Below are 17,036 nucleotides of genomic sequence, written 5' to 3'. Positions count from 1 at the left end.
TCCATCTGCCTATAGGGTCACAGGCATTGGACCGCTAAGGGCTGATAGACGGAACACAGTCAGTGTATCTGGCCTTCGCGAGGGTCGTAGGACAGGTTGACGATCTCCTGCCCCAATCGCCAAGCCTCATCAGGAGCGATGGCAACCGCAGTCTTCTCGGTCGACAGCACCACTTCGCCGGTGGGCGCGTTGCGCACGTGGATGCACTCCCCATGTAGACCTTCGAAGTCTGCCATCAAGCAACCGCGCGAAGCTCGCTGTCGATGACTCGACTAGCGTGCCAACGACGCTCCGTCGTGGGCATCAGGGCGTCTGTCAGCGTCACCACGATTCGGCCGTGCACCTCGCTCATCACGGACAGCGTCTCGTCCAGCTTTTCCTTCGAGGCCCCGATTGCGGCCTGGCGGTCGAGCTTCTGGCCGAGCGCACGCAGATCGAGCAGGGCGGCAGACTGGTCAAACGGGCGCGTCAGCGTGTATCCCGGGAAGCGGTGCGTCAGCGTAGCGTTCATGGAACATCCCTTCTGGGCGTCGCCCGGCAAATCCCGTGCAGCGGCGCCTAGTTGACTGAGCCAGGTGATGGATTAGCGCCCCGCCCGGGATGCACAGGGAAGGGGTTCCCGGGCGGGGCGCTCTCCGCATGGTGAGAGATGAACGATGCGGAGAAAGGGATCTCACCCGTAAAGACCGGTCCGGGTCACGAGTGGGATCCAACCGGCGCCGGAAGGCGCCGGAGCTTCATTCGGTGGGCTGATCAGCCAAAATGGCCCAAACCACTTTGCCGTGGTCGCCGCGGTAGTCAACTCCCCAGTTTCTAGCGAGAGTTGAGACAATCTGTAGGCCGCGGCCGGCCTCATCGTCGAGAGCCGCATCACGCGGTTCCGGGATGGGAGTAGGACCGAAGTCCCTTATCTCGACGTGCAGTTGCTCCCGATTGGGGGCCCGCAGAGTCAGTAGGACGCGTCCAAGGCGCGGCGACCCGTATTGCACCGCGTTGGTCACGAGCTCTGAGACCACGGTAATGGCGTCGCCCTGAAGGGCGTCAAGGCCGTAGGCGCTCAGAAAGTCGGAGGTTCGACGCCGTGCGGTAGCTGGCGCTAACCGATCTGAGTCGAGCCAGTGATCTTCTCTGGGCTCGGTAACGAGAGAAGCAGGCATGAGTGTCCTCCGCCGCATCGGATGGGCACCCATGGCGTAAGCGCCCTGCCACAGACGGTAGGGCAGTCAGGTGCAACCTTGCAACCCACTCCGAGGAACCAGCATCGTTGATCTAGTGTTCGCCCTTGACACCAACTGGCGTACAGGGCGGCTCAACAGGGAGACTGCAACAGTGAGGGGAGGCAGCGTTGGGGCTCAGAACCACCATCACGGAGCGACAGCGGCGTTACGGCGCTGAGCTGCGACAGATGCGCGAGTCAGCAGGGTTCAGCCTGAAGGATGCTGGTGCGGTGATCGGCATGGGGGCACCTCAGCTCTCCCACGTTGAGGCTGGCCGAACCGGCGTTTCACCCGATCGGGTGAAGGCGCTCCTTGCAAGTTACGAGTGCAACGATGAACCGTTCATTCGAGCCCTGATCGATCTGGGTTCACAGGACGGCAGCGGCTGGTGGAGCGAGTACAGCGGTGCCATGCCGGGGCATGCGCTCGATCTTGCCGAGATGGAGAGCACCAGTCGACACATAGCGAGCTACGAGATCTTGCACATTCCGGGCTTGCTTCAAACGCCCGGCTATACAGAGGCGATCTACGAATACCGCTTTGATCAGGGTGGCGAGGATCGGGCGTTGGAGTTCCGCAAGGAACGCCAACGAATCCTCCTTGAATCGGCCGCGCCGCAATGTGATTTCGTCATTCACGAAGCCGCGCTGAGGATGTCTTTTGCTGGGCGCAGGACCATGAGGGAACAGCTCATTCATCTCCTTGACATGTCTGAGAATCCGGCAATCAGCATTCAAGTGATGCCCTTCGCGGTTGATGAGTCCAGCCCTTATCCGTCAAGCTTCTTCATCTGTAGTCCTGGCAACCTGAAGCTTGCTACCGTAGGGGTTGACCATCCCAGCAAGGTAGAGTATCTGACGGCGCCTCAAGAGCTTGAAAGCTACCGGTCGACCTTTGCCCAGCTGGCGCAGGTCTCCTCGCCGCCGGCGCGGCCCGAGTCTCCCCATCGAAACTCATGGGGCTTGATTCAGGCCATTCTGTTGCAATTCTGAAAGGGTAGTTCATGTACAAGTGGCAGAAGTCGTCATTCAGTGCCAGCAACAACGGAAACTGCGTTGAGGTCGCCACGGGCGAGAACGGCGCGATCGTGATGCGCGAGAGCGATGACCCGAACGTCATCGTCACGACCGATCGCGCCAAGTGGGCCGCCTTCATCGCTGGCGTCAAGGCCGGAGAGTTCGATCACTTCGCGTGAGCCTCGAACGCAAAAGAGCCCCCGCCGGAAGGCGGGGGCTTTGTCTTTGGCTCAGTGATGCAGAATCAGGAACTCGACCACGCCCAGGGCCGTGGACACGATGCCTGCCACAGTCGCGGTGCGCATGAGGCTGTGACTGGATCGGTCTTTCATGTCGTCCTCAGTGAGGTAGCTGGACCGATCAGCTTCGAGTCCTCGGATACGAGTCTCGTGATCATCCACCCGGGCAGTCGTGCCGCCCATGGCGGCACTCAGATCCCGGACAGTGTCACGGGTAGAGATCATGACGTCATACATGTCCCTGAGTGTGACGATCGAGGTTTCAGGCTCTCCCATCAGCTAGCCGCCGGAGGGGCTGCCGGCGGGTCAACGGGAGTCGCAGGAAGGGCAGTTGCCGCCGACTCCACCGCGGCCGCCAGCTTGCGAATCTCCTCGGCAGCAGCGTGCCGAGCACGCTCGATCTCGTCCACAGCGGCAGCACGCAGCTGTGCTGCCTCAGCCTCAACAGACTTGGCCAGAGCTGGATCGTGAGTCTCCACCCAGTCGACGACGCCGTGAGCGTCGTGAGCCAGAGTCTTGACGTCGCCCTGGTCGACCGCGGTAGCAACCGCGGTCAGCTTGGAGACCAGGACCTGAAGTCCGTTGTGCGCCAGGACGCTGGCCAGGGCCACAGTCAGAAGGTCAACAAGGTTCACTTCTTTACCGCCTCAATCAGATAGCCAACCGGCTCCGCGCCATCGCCGAAGCCCTGAACTCGACCAACACTCACGTACTGGTCGCCATCAAAAATGGGGACGCTCACACGCTTCCCCGGAGTGAAATCAAAGAAGTTGATCCGAAACTGGCCAGCCGCGTTGCAGATTGCAACGCGAAGACGCACGGTGGCGAAGTCACAGGCGAACGAAAGCCACACGCCGCCCCAACCAGCGGAGCCGCTATTCTTCGGCGGCAAGCTGATAACGCGAGCCTTCGAGTGGTCGATCTCGTTGCCCTTGATATCGGATGCGAAACCCTCCGGAAGTGGACCTTCCGAGAAAACCGCCATCTCATCATCTCCAAGCGAGGTAGTGGGTGCCGGCAGTGGGGCCGGCACAGGAGCGGCCACGAACCGCGGATATTGCCCATAGTCGTCAGTCATCGCGTGGTCGATATCGGCAGACCCCCCCAGGGCCGTACCGCCATCCTGGCGAATATTCGCGTGGCCACTCCACTTACTATCGGACCACGCGTCAGCCTGCCAGAAATAGGTTGCCGTGGCCGGAGCCGCGGCAACATTCTCAACGGCGTAATAGCTGCCATAGAATCCAGAACGACCGAGGCCAATGACTGAATTGACGCCACGCATATAGTCGTTGATCGTTGAGAGCTGTCCGCCCTGGACATCGAAATCACATGCGAAATAGATCGGCATCGAGTCAGGAAGGCCAACGGCCTTCAGCTGATTCTCGGCGGCTTGAGCGTCTGCGGCGCCAGCCGCGTATCCATCGAGCATTCGCTGTTCAGTCGACTCCCAGACGACCACGATCGAAATTCCGTCGGGCGGGTAGCCCTGGACTTCCGCCGCGGTGAGGTTCTTCGTGTCGTCAGGACTGAGGTAACGCGCCACAAAACATGCGCCGGTACTCAGAATGTCCGCGTTGCTCGGTCGAGCCCACGCGATATCAAGACCCATCAGGGCCATGCTGGGTCTCCTTAGGTTGTAGTTTCGAAGACGCCGGAGAACTGAAGAATGTAGCCCGAGGCCCAGGTGAACGGAGTAAGAGAGTCCATAGCTCCGTTGCCCGTGGCGGCTCCATCAACTCGCATCCCATCCACATTGAGGATGAAATTGTTAGTGTTATCTATCCAGCCATGGCAAGGCACGCGCGCGCCATCGCTGCCGCCCCAACAGGACCCGGGGAAAACGGCGCCGCTGCTGAAATTGGGGCCAGGCGCGATTCCTGGTGGCAGACTGAAATGCCAGTTATCTGACGTGGTTGCACCGGATCCGAAATTGGTGGTCGACCCGAACACGATGTAGATGTTGAAGAAGCATGATCGCCAGGCGTGAAGATAGCTAGCGCTAACCGTTGCATTCCCATACGAGGGAAGATGAAGACCGGTCGACGTCGACCAAGTCGGAGTCCATGTCTGCCAGCCAGTATTTGAAACCTGGGTCCAGACGGATCCGTCGTAGGTCATATACGCCTTGAGGTCCGTCCGATAGCACATGTCCCCGGCGGCCGGAGTTCCATTCGCCGCAGTCATTGCGGATGCACTCGCATACTTCGGGATGACGATGCCATCAAGCTGAGTCGCCAGCGTGTTCATGTTCTGAGGAACATTTGGCGGATCAGAGAGCGAAGGGTAGGTCAGACCAGACTTCGGGGTATTCGCAGACACTCATGCTCCTTAGCTGGTCGGGACATAAGCAGGAATCAATGGGACCGCCGGCAGATAGGTTCGCTGGCCGAGATCAACGACCCAAGTGCCACAGGCCAAGAGAAGGACGAAATCACCAGCCTCATAAGAGGCATGAGGAAGGACGTTGTCCAGAAGCCAGCCGTCCCACGTCCGAATCATCCACGTACCGGTATCGGATCCCTGCCCGATGATTCGCCCGATCCTGAAGGTCGGGTAGTTGGGATTGTCTGCCGGAACTCCGGTAACCGCCGGCTCAATGCCATTGAGGACGTAGTCCGGGTAGGTCCAGTTCGGATCGAGATTAGTCGGGATCGGAGGATTGAAGTTGTCGTAGCTGGTAAGGGGAGTCCAACTAGTGGGCGGAACAGGAGTGGTCACGGATATGTCGCCTTACTCGTATCGCCCGCCTGGGCGCCAAGGATGATGAGGCTCCCCCTCAGGGAGCCGACGAGAAGAGTCGTGCCAGGATTCGGCGGAGAAGACCATGCGCCCGATAGGCGCGGAACATAGCGGAAGCTGTTGCCTCCGATGGTGATCCGAGACAAGTTACTGTCAACAGTCTCCGTGCCCTGAAAGGTGGCACTATAGAACCTCATGGAGCCGTCTACGCCGGCTGCTACAGGACTATTTCGAGGACTGCGGGCAATTGCTTTGGCAAGCCTCTGAACGCTCCTGGAGGGTGCCATTACGTCCCTCCGCTCAGTTGATAGGTGAGAGTTCGAGTCGAGCCACTGAACTGGGCCGATGGCCCGAGAGGAATTGTGAACGAGTCCAGCAAGTGAAGCTCCGTCCTCCCATCCGGATAGATCACCTTGATGATGTCTCCGGCCTCAAGAGCCGGATTGGGGCACACCGTGAAGGACAAGGACCGAGCCAGGCCAAGGAAGTTCTGTAGTTGGGTTTGAGCTGCGGCCTGACACTGGGCCGATGTAGTCAGTAGGTTGTTCTGATATCGGTAGAGCTGAGCGCCGAATGCGGAACTGGTCGACGGATTGCCATAGTTCGGCGAAGGTCCGAAGTAAGTGGGGCTTCGAGGATCCGTGTCCGCGGCATAACCGGTAGGCGGTGCAGCGCTTCCTGTCGTCGCGCCGTAGGCGGAAACGGCGTTGTATACGCCGGCGCGGGAAACAGTCCGCTTGGCGCTGACCAGGACGCCGGTGGGACTCGCGCCAGCAGCTATTGCTGCTGGCGTACTTGCATCCATCGTCCATACCGCAGCACTGGCCGGAGTTGACTGAGAGAGACTCGGAACAGGCACCACGGCCAAATTGCCCGAGACGTCAAAATAGGCGTCCGCCAAGAGGTATCCGGCGCATGCCGTGACGGCATCCCAACGGGACCCATCAAAGGTGACTCCACCGGGGACAGTTCCATCGGCCAGACCTGAAGAAATGCTGACTCCGGCATACGGAACGACGTTCTGAATCAGATTCGTGATGAGACTCTTGACGGCCCATCCGCCACGGTCGATTGGATCCAGAAAGGAAGCGACGTCGACGGCCTGAGACCGGTCAAAAAACTGAACGATGGGCAGCCCGCCATTGGACTGCCCGGGGGCAGTCTCCTGGTCTACATCCTCGATGCGGAACCAGCCAAGGCTGACACTCTCGGTCGTTCCGTCCGGATAGGCGATGCCCCATTTGATATTCAACTCCGCGCCATACGGCGCGAGAGGCGAATTGGCGAAGGTTGGAAAGAACTTCGGATCTCCAATTGTCACCGTGCCAGATCTCCGAGTCTTGCTTGTCCTATCCACCGTGATGGATCCATCCACGATGGGAAGGCCCGAGAGAACTAGCGCCTGACTGTAGTAGAGATCTGCCGTCACGATCCTGACATACGGACCTCGAAGGGCCGTGAGGAATCGACTTGAGACCGGCTGCATCAGTTGCCTCCGGGTCCGAGGCCCCACGGCGTATTAAGGACGCCCAGATACGTTGTCCGGTCGTTCAAAAGCGCTTGGTAGGTGCCGAACGAAACGACCGCGGCGTAAGAGTTGCCAGGGATCGAGGTAAGCGAGCCAGAAGGCGAGTCGACCTCAGTAAAGTCGATATTGAAGATCCTCGTGTAGTCCGTCGATTGCGCTGCCGGCCTATGCTCCGTCACGGAGCCGGCCACGAAATACATGTCGCTGAATCCGTCTGCTGGTGTTGCCTGAAGGAATAGCGTCGATCCGGACGCCAGCAGCGTTGAGACAGCTTGATAGTCCGTCGATCCCGTCGTCATCAGGCTGACAGTTCCCGTCCGGCCTCCACGAACATCAGAGACGACTACGGGATTTTTCCGACCGATGACCGGATAGACCTGAATCCGCGGATCCGTCTTGACGTCGGAAAGTGCTTGCAGGCTGATCTGAGTGTTCAGGGCAGCCTGAGACAAGTTCTTCAGCCAGCCAACACCGTTTTGCGTCGGAATAATCAGGCCACCGCTTGAGGCGGTGGCCGTTGTGATCGATCCATCGCCATTGTGAGTCTGTGCGATGACGGTATAGCTCACGACGACCCCTAGGCTGGCTTCGAGGTCGAATCCAGCCCAAGAATCCGCGCCACCAGTACTGATGTAGTTGCAGGATCGGACGATGACCTGAGAGCCATCAGCGTTGGTGCGCTGAACGGCTACAGTGTCATATCCTGTAAGCCCAGTAACGTTCAGAGAGATGTAGGCCAGAGCCTGAACAGGAATGCCAGTAATGACTAGCGTCACGCGATGACACCCCCATTCAGGATCTGAGCCAAACGGTTGTTGTTGTCCTCGATCTGGACCCGAATTCGGCCGTCGAATTTCTCGCCATCAATGAACACGTTGACGATCGGCGGAGCCGAAGCGACAGCGCCGGAAGCCGGCGCCGAGTACTGCGGAGCAGACCACCGCTTAGCCAGATCGAGGCTCCGTGAGGCAGGGATGACAGCCTCTCCACCAGAGAACCGCAGTAGCTCCGGCCCTTGCTCCCCGACCCATGCCCAACCGGGCGGAGCCGAGTTCGTCCCGGTGGCATATCCAACGTAGGGTCCGCCAGCGGCAAGCGACTTGAGGCCCGGCACGTTCCGGATGGAACCGTAGCGGGCCAGGATGTACCTGATGCCAGCCACGATGTTGGCCACCGGATCGAATACGTTGTCCGGCAAGGACGGCAGCCGATAGGCCTCAAAAGTTGCCATGATCGTCTGCATGAGCCCGCGCGCCGGGTCGTGCGATGCGGAGTTAACGTCCTGAATCTGCTGAACGATATTGGGATCTCCGCCAGACTCATAGTGGATTATCGTGCCAAGGCCAGGAGTCCAGTCGGATCCGACATTGGCATACCGTTCTGCCTCATCGATCCAACTCGCAACCTGAGTCGGGATGCCGGCAGAGGCTTGCGCCTGATCAGTCTTATCCTTCTGCCCAAACCATCCGATGAGCTTGTCTATCAAGGCACTTGGAATCCCGGTGACCAAGCTCTTCAGCATGGTCGAGGGACCGGGCATCATGTCGCCCAGCTCGCCCAGAACCGGCTTCAGCATGTCCTTCGCAACGCTCTGCAGAGCGCCTGTGACGATCCGATCTGCAAAGCTCTCAAGTGAGCCGAGCCCTGAACCCGCAGCGCTGACAACCGACTTGATGCCGCCCCAGAGGGTTCCGACGATGCCACCGTCATTGAAGTGACCATCTCCGGAGGACTCCTTGCGACCACCGAGCATCGCTCGGAGTGCACGGAATCCGGATGGACCGCCGAGGGCGTCCATCTCGCCAGTGGTCAGGATGCCTTCGCCGGCCGTGGCATAGATCGGAATCCAGTCGCCGGCGGACTGCGGTCCGTCGACCACGCCGCCAGTCGCAAAGTGAGGAGCGTCCGGCAGTTTGGGGATGCCGACCTTGTCGGCTACGTAATTCCACACCTCTTCAATGCCGTTGGTATAAACAGTATTGACCAGGAATGAGACAGGGCCCTTTAGGTCGTCAACCAGTCCGGACCAGGCTGCGTTAATTCCGGAGACCGCAGTATCGAATCCGGTCTTGACGTCTTTCAGCGTTCCCGATATTACGGAGCCGATCTTGTCGAAGACAGGCTTGATGTCGTCGTCATAGAGTTTCTTGGCCCAGTCTCCGACAGTTTGCAACCCGCGGACGAAGTCGTCGAAGACGGGGTGGAGGGCATTGTCGTAGACCCACTTTGCCGCCGTTCCGATCCCGTCGAAAACAGGCTTCAGGACGTTGATGTAGAGCCACTGAGCGCTATCAGCTATCCCGTGAAAAGCGGGCTCTAGTGCGTTCTTCCAGAGCCATGTAGCCCCGTCAGCAATGTCGCTGAGGGCCGGTCCGATCGCATTTTGCCAGAGCCACGCGAAGACGGCGCCTAGAGCGCCGATCATGACCGCTATACCGACATAGGCCGGGAAAAGCACGTTCTTCCAGAGCCAGACGGCTCCATCTCCGATCCACGACAAGACATCGGAGATGCCGTGACCCACAGGGACAAAAACGTTTTTCCACAGCCAAGTTCCGGCCTCGCCTATACCGCGGAACGCGGGCTCGACATCCGAGCGCCAGAACCTCACAATGGCCGCTGAGAGCTGACCGCTGAATAGCCCGCCAATCCAGTCGAATGCCGGCTTAAGCGCGTTTTTCCAGAGCCAGACGGCAAGCTTTCCGATTTCGCCAAAGGCAAACGAAAAAGAGTGCCACAGCGCCTTCAAGAGGGGTTCTAGCAGGTGGTAAGCAATGAGGAATGGTGTCACGATCAGCGTCGTGACGATCACGAACAAGAGCCGTAGGGTAAACCAGATTCCATCAACGACCGGCGAGAGGATGTTCTTCCAGAGCCAGACAAAAACAGCTCCGACTCCTTGAATCGCTGCAACGATCGCCGAACCTATCGGGGCAAAGACGTTCCCGTAGAGCCACGCGAAGATGGCGCCTACAAGGCCAATCTCGGCAACCACAACCATTCGGAGGAAGCTGAACTGAGCCGAGAGCCAAGAGAAGAAACCGCGGGCTGGACCACTATCGAAGATGCTCTTAAAAATGCGCTCTACGAATCCGAAGGCATCCGCAACGACGCCCTTGACGAAGTCGAACCCGGTAACCAGGGCCGACCAGACAACCCCTGCAACGCCGCCGATATCGGCGAGGATGTCCCGGAAGGTTTTCGAATGCTGATAGAGCGCGGTGAGGCCGATGACAAGCGCGGAGACTCCCAGAACAAGGAGCCCGAGAGGGTTCATCTCCATCAGGGCATCCGTGATTGCCATGACCGCGTTCCAAGCTTCCTGAGCACCCTTCAGAAAGATGAAGCCCTCGATCAAGTCGGCAATAACTTCCGCTGCCGTCTTGTTGGCGCCGATGGCGCCGATGGCTTGAGCGACCGCAAGGAGAACAGGGCCAACGGCCTGAAAGACCTGCTTTAGGATCGAGAATTCGACCAAGTTGTGTACCAGGTCCTTAACGAGCGGTGCCGCTCGCATCAGGTACCCGCCAAGCTTGTCTAGCCAGCCCACAAAGTCTTTGAGGCCGGCAGCGATATCCTTCGATATTGGAGCAACCAAGCTCTGCATCTTTGGGCCAGAGGCAAAATTCGCAAGCTTCGCAGTCAAGCTGTTGACAAGGTCGAAGACGGGCTTCCCGGCGCCGGCTGCGAATTGAGTCAAGCCGTCTTTCAGGTTGCTCATCGAGCCCTTGAAGGTGAGTGACTGCTTCGCCATCTCGCCGCCCATGGCCTGAGTCGACTTCGTGCCCTTCTCAAGGCCGTCAATCAGCCGGGGAAGCGCGTCATCCGCCATGACCTTGCCGGACTTGACCATCTTCTGAAATTCGGTGGTCGAGACGCCGTACTCATTGGCGAGGATCTGGAGAGCCGGGATACCGCGAATCTGAAGTTCTCGGATATTGGCTTCCATGATCTGGCCCTTGGATTGCATCTCGCCGAAAATCTGCACGACTCCGTTGAGCTTTGCGGAGTCGCCGCCGAGAGCAGAAGTTGCGTCACCCAGACCACGCAGATCAGGAATGATGTTGTTGGCGGAGATGCCAAGGGCGAGAAGCTTCTGAGAGGCGTCGATCAGATCGCCAAACTGATATGGCGTCGACAGGGCGAATTGCTTGATCTGGTTCAGCATGGCCGAACCAGCGGAATCAGATCCCAGCAGAGTGCCGAAAGAAATCTGGGCCGACTGAAGCTGAGAGTTGAAATCGAAGATTGCGGACTTGGCCGCGCTCAGTGCGGAGGAGATCCCCGTAGAGATCGAGTTGCCGATCGCGAAGCCGATTCCCCAGGAGCCGACGGAATAGGTGATTCCCTTTCCGAACTCGCTGAAGGCCTCGGACATGGCCTTGCCGCCGGCTTCGCCACCGCTCAGACCAGCGAACTTTAGTGCGCCATCAATCGTGCTGGTCAGCGTCCTAAGAGGCGCGAGCATGGTCGATCGAGCGGACTCTAGGCCGCCAGTAATTGAGGACCCGAGATCTTCGCGGAGCTGAGATATCCCAGTGGCCGCGAAGCGAAGGCCACCGGTCAAGGCGTCAGTGAAGCCACGAACGTCATTGGTAAGACCTTGAAGCTGGAAACTGGAGAAAACACTTCCGAGAGAGGCGTTCGAGGCATCGAAGTCATGAGACATCTGCATGCTCAGCACGCGGGCGAACTCATCCGCCGCGCGTTCGGCGGCTAGCCGCGCCTGTTCTGTCGCCCGTGCAATGTCCTCTTCATCGAAGAAGGTGAGTTGAAAATTTTGGGTGGCTTCCTCAAAATTCAACGCCATCTGTTCCCCGGCCTGTCGGCCGGCATCTCCCAGAGTGCTAACGAGAGATTCACTGGCTGCTGTAGCAGCCTCAGAGACGGCATTGGTGATGCTGTCGCCAATACTGGTCGACGACTCCTGAGCGGCCCCCGTAAGCGCACCAGTGATGCTCTGTGCGGCGTCAGCAGACGCCGTAGCGGCAGCGTCGACCAGGGCCTGAAAGGAGCCGACGTTGCCGGAGACATCAAAGCCACGGCTCAGCTCTTCCTGAGCCGTGGAAGCGGCCTGACGGACAATCCGAGTGATGCCGTCAATCAGTGCCTGAGCATCGCCAACCGCCAGATCGATGTAGGCAACGCCAGCTGATCTGGCAGTCGTACCGCCAGCCATGGAATCACCTCACGATGCAAAAAAGGCCGCCTGATCGGCGGTCGACGAAGCGGCAACTGGTTCGGGTTCAGGCCCGGGACGAGAGATCGGAATAGGCCGCTCAGGCGCGTCTTCGGAATGCGCCGAAGCAAAGAGCCAATTGGAGACGGCAAGATGGTCGGCAACGATCGCCAGAAGGTGATCGGTGCGAGACCAGGAGGCTTCTTCCGGCGTGATGCCGTGGGCCTCTTTGGCAAGCTCAGAATCCGCAGGAAGGCGGCGGATCAGATTGAGCATGCGGCGAGTAGAAATCTCGCCGCGGTGGTAGGCGTAGATATCTACTCCGTAGTGACGGAGTAGATCGACCTCAAGAGCCTCTGCGTGCTGGTCTATCAGCTCGCAGAGGGCGAGCCTTCCCCCACTGAGGCACCAGTCTCAGCGCGCCACGCATCAAGCAGAGCCCGAATGTCCTGCACGCTCAGCTTGTGAGTGAAAAGCCGCTCGACCGCGGCAGCATCGCCCATGACGACGCCCAGAACCCCCTTCAGATCCGACTGGTCGAGAGTCTTCATCGAGCTAAGCGCGCTCACGTCAAGCTCAGTCGGAAGGGCGAAAGTCTCGCCATCAATCGTAAATTCGAAGGAAGCACCGTGCGCCTCAAGTCGCTGAGCACGGGCAGCATTGATGTCAAAAACCATGTTGAGTCCTCTCGTCAGATGTCAAGCGTTGCGTTTGCAGGCATAGATCAGGGGGTCAGGTTCGGGTCATTGCTGTACCAGTAGGCCAGCGGAGTCACGCCATCAATCCCAAGGGCGTCATAGGTAATGCCCAGGCTCGCGGACTTATCGCGGGTCAGAGTGATATCCGTGGTGTCACTGACCTGACCTCGCGGGATGATGATGCGCGTAGTGATAGCGCCGTTGTTATCAGTCCACTCGATCCCAAGAGCCCTCTCGTAGCTAGTCAGGGTCTCGGAAATGGTGTAGAGATAGCCGCTAGCACCATTGGTAGAGACAGTGCCACCGCCGGCCCACAGGGGCAGCGTGACGGCGTTGATCTGCTCAAGCGTGAACTTCGCCGTGAAGGCGCGAGACTTCGGGACCATTCGAGCCGGTACAGTGGTTTGCCACAGATTGATGGAATCCCAAGAATCCTTCTTGCCGACAACCACGCCGCTTTCGTCGGTAAAACCAAGATCCTGCCATCCGGCGCCCCATGCGGTGGTGACGTCAGTCGGGGCAGCAGTGCCGACAGGGGCAATATAAAGGTGGCCCGTGCCGGCCACTCGAATCTGAGATGTAGTCTGGCCGGTGACAGCCATATAGCCTCCTAGGCCGAATGGACCACGGCCGTGATTTGCATCAGATAGCGGCCGGCTGGTGGGTAATCGGGTTCATCGAGATACTGGGGGCCGACGTCCTCTCGAACGTCGGAGATTGAGCACGACCATTGGGAGAGATTTGCTCCCTGAATCAGGTCGACCAGGAGAAGCCGGCGCACCAGCGCCGTAAGGTCAGACGCCGCGGCCTTGCTGGGGCCCCAGCAGTCGACATCGAGCCGCGGCCGGTCGATGCGCATGAGGTAATCAGCGGCTCCGCCGATACGGTCGAGCCGCACAACTCTCTGACTTCCGTCATACGTAATGGGCAGGCTGGTGCACACGATCACGCCAGACAGGGCGCTCTGTGCTGTCAGCCATTGCGTGAATACCTCTTCAACGTCGGGCAAGAGCGCGGGTTCCGTCATCTCACTTCCCCCTACTCTTCAGAGCGGCAGCAACCCAGGCATCAATGCTTTTCTCGACCTTGCGCTGACGTCGCTTTCGGTCAACCGCCGGATGCCTAGTCATGTTTACGTCGGTCCACTTCCCGATTGCCTGGCCGAGAATCCGGTGAGGTTTGTTGCCCTTCGCGGTGCCAAACTCGATCGCAAGGGCGCCAGGATCGGCAGACCAAACGCGGTAGAAGGGGGCACCATTCTTGGCTCGCAGTAGCTCGCCCTGGATTGAATCGCGGAACTCGCCAGTGACAGAAATTCGGTCGGCGAGCCGAACGGCTTCGCCCTTGACGGCTTCACCGGCATCATTGACGAGATCGACTAGCTCGGCCTGTTGGTAAAGCTCCTCAGTCACCCAAGACCGGTCAAGCTGAAATCGGCTCATCCCGCGTACCGCTTGATTCGGCATTCGACGTGATGCAGGCCCCAGCCCGGCCGGTAGACCGGGGCAGGGATCCCGTACACCTGATACGTGATGCCATTGATGACGAGACGATCTGTGCCGCGGACGTCGGTCCCGGCCGGAAGAAAGGCATTCCCGTCGCTCTCTAGCTCGTCGCGATCCCGAATGTCTTCCTTCATCTTGCGCTGATTGGTGTCGAGCCAACCGAGCACGGTGACGCTGGTTGGAGTCGACCAGTCCAGCCCGACATTGCCGTAGCGGTCCGGCGTGGAGCCGGCCCGCTGGATGGTGATGGGGATTGAGAGGATCTGATCTAGGCTCATCGCAGCTCAATCGTCCGATTGCGCCGGCCGCCATAAACGCGCGTCAGGTATTTGGCCTCGTCGGTCGACAGCGTGACAATGGCGGTCGGGTATCCGTCCATCATGCGGTAGGAGTATCCGCCGATGGTCTCGGACTGAACTCCAGGAGAGCCCGGAGCCATGATGACTCGCATGACCATCGAGGCGACGATTCCCACAATGTCATCCGGGATCGTCGCGTAGCCGTGCGTGTACTGGATCTGATAGGTGACGTTTCGCCAAAACCAGTCCATGTCAGTCCAGACCTGAGGCGCATTGATAATTGCACTCGGCGGACCGAGCATGAGCGTATCGCGGCCATCGAAAGTCCACACCGAATACGGCATAAAGCTCTTGCCGTCAGCGTTGACGCGGGCAACCGCGTCCACAGAGATGACCGGGCGCTCAGGCAAAACGATTTGGTTGTCATTCGGCGGGATGATGGCGGTCGTCTGTGTCCGGCTGATCGTCTGGCGGACGTGCGCTCGGACCCGTGCGGACGCGTCGACCAGGAGCACGCCGGCTCGTGTCGTCTCCTCCGTCGTCAGAGCCCGCGGCATGCGGGCCTGCACATCGGCTACCTGGGCAAGGATCGGGAGACTCATGCCGACTCCACCGCGTCGCACCACGCCGCAAGATCCTCGATGCGGTGGGCATCAAGCTCGTTCGACCGGGCCTTCGCCCGACGGGACGCGGCCCGCCAGGATCGGCCATCCTGAAGCCGGCGCACCGCCGACTCCCAACCGTCGAGATCATCGCGCGGGACGAAGACTCCAGCATGCCCAAGTGACTCTGTCAGTCCGGCAGTTGGGGATGCAATGACTGGGATCCCGGACGCCATAGCCTCGACACCGACACGACCCCAAGACTCATAGTCGGACGGCATCAGCAGGACACGCGTCCTGGCGTATACCTCACGCATGGCGTGCGGGTCCTGGTGCTCAACGAGCGTCACGTTAGGAAGGTCCCGACGGACCTGGTCCCCGTGGGCACCGACCACGCCAAGGAACCGTGTCTCTGGCATGCGAGCGGCCAACTCGTAGAAGACGCCTGAACCCTTCTCCGGGCTGAGGTTGACCAGGGTCACCGCTTCGCCCGGAGTCGTCCTGTACTCCTCCGAGAGGATCGGCGGACGCACGATCAGACTCTGAGCAGTCGGGCCTAGCTCGTCCCGGAGCCACTCGGAGTTATAGACCTGCCAGACATCCTGTGCACTCGACCACGACCGGGTGTTCTCGTGATCGTTGTGAAGCACGACGAAGCATGGCTTCTGCATCCATCGGGACAGGATCACGGCCCGTGCCGTGTTCTCCAGATGCGTCACGACAATATCCGATTCCGCCATGAGTTCCGGGAGATCTTCCTTATCCCGGTGAGGATGGACCTGAGTGCCGTCAACGACGTATCCGTCATGCCGGTACCGCTCATTGAGCGGCGGACGAGACTCCAGGACATGAACCTCGTGTCCGCGGTCCACCAGTGCGCGCAACATCGTGTGCAGCATCACCTCAGCCCCGCCATTGTGCAGGGGTACATACCAATGAACTGCCGCGAGTACGCGCACTAGCGAACCTCCTAGAATCAGGTCAGCTGGGGGACCGAAGTCATCACGCTGAAGGGGTAGTAGGTGCCCTTCTTCTGCCCAAGAGCAGTAACCGGGTTAGCAGTCGCGAAACCGAGCCGCATGACGCACCGAAGCGCTACCGAATCCTCCTGCATGAGGTTCAGAACGATGGCCCCAGAAGCATCCTGAATGACACCATCGGTGTGCATGGTGAAGGTGATGTCCTGGCGTAGACCAACAATCGCGTTGCCCCAGTTCCCAGCAATCAGAGATGCCTTAGTCGGATCGAATGCGCCGTTCAGGGCCTCGGCAGTGTCAAATCCGTAAAGGCGGCCGCCAGGAGTGTTGTCCGGGTTCGGCTGATAAATCGGCAGACCCTGAGGAGAGCGGTAGCCGGCGAGAGTCCAACCAAAGCCGGGGGCCGTGACGAAGCCATTGATAGAAAAGCCCTGCTTCACGAGCGAGGCGCCCATCTGGGTAACGGCCACGCCGAGATCTGCCTCATTGGCGCCCGTCATGGTCTGGGGAGTCACGGTGTTACCGGCCGCGGTAGCGGCGGTGTAGATGTCCGTGCTCCAAGTAGTCGGCCTGTTCACGCCGAAAAGACACGCGGCGTCAATGGCAATACCGAAAGCCTCGACAATCCGCGGCCGGACCTCGGCCCAGATGTCGACCTGAGCATCATCGAGGTAGGCCATCGGAATAGGAACGATGACGGCCAGCTCTTCGGCAACAAGGTTAACGTTCTTCCACTGCTGCTGAGTCGTGCTCTTCAGAGCGAAGTCAGCGCCACCGGGAGTACCGCCAGAATTCAGGAAGTACGCCTGAGGCAGAACGCTAAGCACAGGCTGGCGCTGAGTCAGCGCGCTCATTCGAACCGGGCGTGCCCGCTGGAGAATGGCCGAAGCCGTCGGAAGCTCCTGGATAATCTCCGCAGAGACCGGAGTCGGAACGAGAGCCTCGCCACCGGCCGGCGAACCAGCATTACGGTAGACACCGGAGCCATACTGGCCACCGGAGAACGGGTTAGTAGCCAAGGGGTTTCCTCCCAT

The 17,036-nt window shown here is 59.6% G+C and carries 22 protein-coding genes; 2 read left to right on the top strand and 20 right to left on the bottom strand.

From position 1 onward, the window contains the following. Positions 1 to 59 precede the first annotated feature (59 nt). From E6W39_RS39470 to E6W39_RS44190, 3 genes are all read right to left on the bottom strand, one after another. Complete coding sequence (locus E6W39_RS39470) at positions 60 to 197, bottom strand: hypothetical protein (protein WP_181799331.1); 138 nt, start codon at positions 195 to 197, stop codon at positions 60 to 62. Between the two features lie 38 nt (positions 198 to 235). Then, entirely contained in the window at positions 236 to 511 is a 276-nt protein-coding gene (locus tag E6W39_RS19020; RefSeq protein ID WP_141634546.1) for a hypothetical protein, read from the bottom strand. 226 nt (positions 512 to 737) lie between these two features. Then, positions 738 to 1,157, bottom strand: coding sequence for an ATP-binding protein (locus E6W39_RS44190; protein ID WP_181799330.1), 420 nt, complete (start codon positions 1,155 to 1,157; stop codon positions 738 to 740). A 188-nt stretch (positions 1,158 to 1,345) separates the two neighbouring features. Between E6W39_RS44190 and E6W39_RS19010 the strand changes: the two genes are divergently transcribed. Together E6W39_RS19010 and E6W39_RS19005 are read left to right on the top strand one after the other, a co-directional pair. Continuing rightward, on the top strand, positions 1,346 to 2,209 hold the full coding sequence (locus tag E6W39_RS19010; protein ID WP_228718215.1) for a helix-turn-helix domain-containing protein: 864 nt from the start codon (positions 1,346 to 1,348) through the stop codon (positions 2,207 to 2,209). 11 nt (positions 2,210 to 2,220) lie between these two features. Next, positions 2,221 to 2,412, top strand: a complete 192-nt coding sequence (locus tag E6W39_RS19005) for a DUF397 domain-containing protein (RefSeq protein ID WP_141634543.1) — start codon at positions 2,221 to 2,223, stop codon at positions 2,410 to 2,412. A 51-nt stretch (positions 2,413 to 2,463) separates the two neighbouring features. On the opposite strand, the gene E6W39_RS19000 is transcribed toward E6W39_RS19005, so the two are convergent. The 17 genes from E6W39_RS19000 to E6W39_RS18920 all read right to left on the bottom strand — a co-directional run bounded on the left by E6W39_RS19000 (position 2,464) and on the right by E6W39_RS18920 (position 17,021). Next, positions 2,464 to 2,709: a hypothetical protein gene (locus E6W39_RS19000; RefSeq protein WP_141634542.1), complete on the bottom strand. Its 246-nt coding sequence runs from the start codon at positions 2,707 to 2,709 to the stop codon at positions 2,464 to 2,466. Positions 2,710 to 2,747: 38 nt separating this feature from the next. Then, positions 2,748 to 3,107, bottom strand: coding sequence for a hypothetical protein (locus E6W39_RS18995; RefSeq protein ID WP_141634541.1), 360 nt, complete (start codon positions 3,105 to 3,107; stop codon positions 2,748 to 2,750). Continuing rightward, positions 3,104 to 4,093, bottom strand: a complete 990-nt coding sequence (locus tag E6W39_RS18990) for a glycoside hydrolase domain-containing protein (protein WP_141634540.1) — start codon at positions 4,091 to 4,093, stop codon at positions 3,104 to 3,106. The genes E6W39_RS18995 and E6W39_RS18990 overlap by 4 nt, the downstream gene beginning before the upstream one ends. Before the next feature lie 11 nt (positions 4,094 to 4,104). Then, complete coding sequence (locus tag E6W39_RS18985) at positions 4,105 to 4,794, bottom strand: hypothetical protein (RefSeq protein WP_141634539.1); 690 nt, start codon at positions 4,792 to 4,794, stop codon at positions 4,105 to 4,107. 9 nt (positions 4,795 to 4,803) lie between these two features. Further along, a complete protein-coding gene (locus E6W39_RS18980) occupies positions 4,804 to 5,193 on the bottom strand; it encodes a hypothetical protein (protein ID WP_141634538.1) in 390 nt (129 codons plus the stop codon). 307 nt (positions 5,194 to 5,500) lie between these two features. Beyond that, positions 5,501 to 6,643, bottom strand: a complete 1,143-nt coding sequence (locus E6W39_RS18975; protein WP_181799329.1) for a DUF5047 domain-containing protein — start codon at positions 6,641 to 6,643, stop codon at positions 5,501 to 5,503. A gap of 56 nt (positions 6,644 to 6,699) precedes the next feature. Beyond that, positions 6,700 to 7,518, bottom strand: coding sequence for a hypothetical protein (locus E6W39_RS18970; RefSeq protein WP_141634536.1), 819 nt, complete (start codon positions 7,516 to 7,518; stop codon positions 6,700 to 6,702). After that, a complete protein-coding gene (locus tag E6W39_RS18965; RefSeq protein ID WP_141634535.1) occupies positions 7,515 to 11,921 on the bottom strand; it encodes a tape measure protein in 4,407 nt (1,468 codons plus the stop codon). Before E6W39_RS18965 ends, E6W39_RS18970 begins: the two co-directional genes overlap by 4 nt. Positions 11,922 to 11,930: 9 nt before the next feature. Next, positions 11,931 to 12,197, bottom strand: a complete 267-nt coding sequence (locus E6W39_RS18960) for a hypothetical protein (protein WP_228718214.1) — start codon at positions 12,195 to 12,197, stop codon at positions 11,931 to 11,933. A gap of 95 nt (positions 12,198 to 12,292) precedes the next feature. Beyond that, positions 12,293 to 12,598, bottom strand: a complete 306-nt coding sequence (locus E6W39_RS18955; RefSeq protein ID WP_141634533.1) for a hypothetical protein — start codon at positions 12,596 to 12,598, stop codon at positions 12,293 to 12,295. Between the two features lie 47 nt (positions 12,599 to 12,645). Then, positions 12,646 to 13,221, bottom strand: a complete 576-nt coding sequence (locus E6W39_RS18950) for a phage tail tube protein (protein ID WP_141634532.1) — start codon at positions 13,219 to 13,221, stop codon at positions 12,646 to 12,648. A gap of 8 nt (positions 13,222 to 13,229) precedes the next feature. Further along, on the bottom strand, positions 13,230 to 13,646 hold the full coding sequence (locus E6W39_RS18945; RefSeq protein WP_141634531.1) for a phage tail termination protein: 417 nt from the start codon (positions 13,644 to 13,646) through the stop codon (positions 13,230 to 13,232). A gap of 1 nt (position 13,647) precedes the next feature. Continuing rightward, positions 13,648 to 14,031 (bottom strand): protein kinase family protein, encoded by a 384-nt coding sequence (locus tag E6W39_RS18940; RefSeq protein ID WP_141634530.1) that lies wholly within the window; start codon positions 14,029 to 14,031, stop codon positions 13,648 to 13,650. 26 nt (positions 14,032 to 14,057) lie between these two features. Continuing rightward, the gene (locus E6W39_RS18935) at positions 14,058 to 14,402 is read right to left on the bottom strand and encodes a head-tail adaptor protein (protein WP_141634529.1); all 345 of its coding nucleotides are present in this window, start codon (positions 14,400 to 14,402) and stop codon (positions 14,058 to 14,060) included. Then, positions 14,399 to 15,025, bottom strand: coding sequence for a hypothetical protein (locus E6W39_RS18930; RefSeq protein ID WP_141634528.1), 627 nt, complete (start codon positions 15,023 to 15,025; stop codon positions 14,399 to 14,401). Before E6W39_RS18930 ends, E6W39_RS18935 begins: the two co-directional genes overlap by 4 nt. Beyond that, positions 15,022 to 15,984 carry a glycosyltransferase family 4 protein gene (locus tag E6W39_RS18925; RefSeq protein WP_267286701.1) on the bottom strand — a complete coding sequence of 321 codons (963 nt, stop codon included), beginning with the start codon at positions 15,982 to 15,984 and terminating at the stop codon, positions 15,022 to 15,024. The genes E6W39_RS18930 and E6W39_RS18925 overlap by 4 nt, the downstream gene beginning before the upstream one ends. A gap of 17 nt (positions 15,985 to 16,001) precedes the next feature. Then, positions 16,002 to 17,021 carry a phage major capsid protein gene (locus tag E6W39_RS18920; RefSeq protein ID WP_181799328.1) on the bottom strand — a complete coding sequence of 340 codons (1,020 nt, stop codon included), beginning with the start codon at positions 17,019 to 17,021 and terminating at the stop codon, positions 16,002 to 16,004. Positions 17,022 to 17,036: the final 15 nt, after the last annotated feature.

The organism is Kitasatospora acidiphila (assembly GCF_006636205.1).
In the GTDB taxonomy this organism is placed as follows: domain Bacteria; phylum Actinomycetota; class Actinomycetes; order Streptomycetales; family Streptomycetaceae; genus Kitasatospora; species Kitasatospora acidiphila.
The sequence above is the reverse complement of the archived record's forward strand: the minus strand, read 5'-3'. Positions and strand labels throughout refer to the sequence as shown.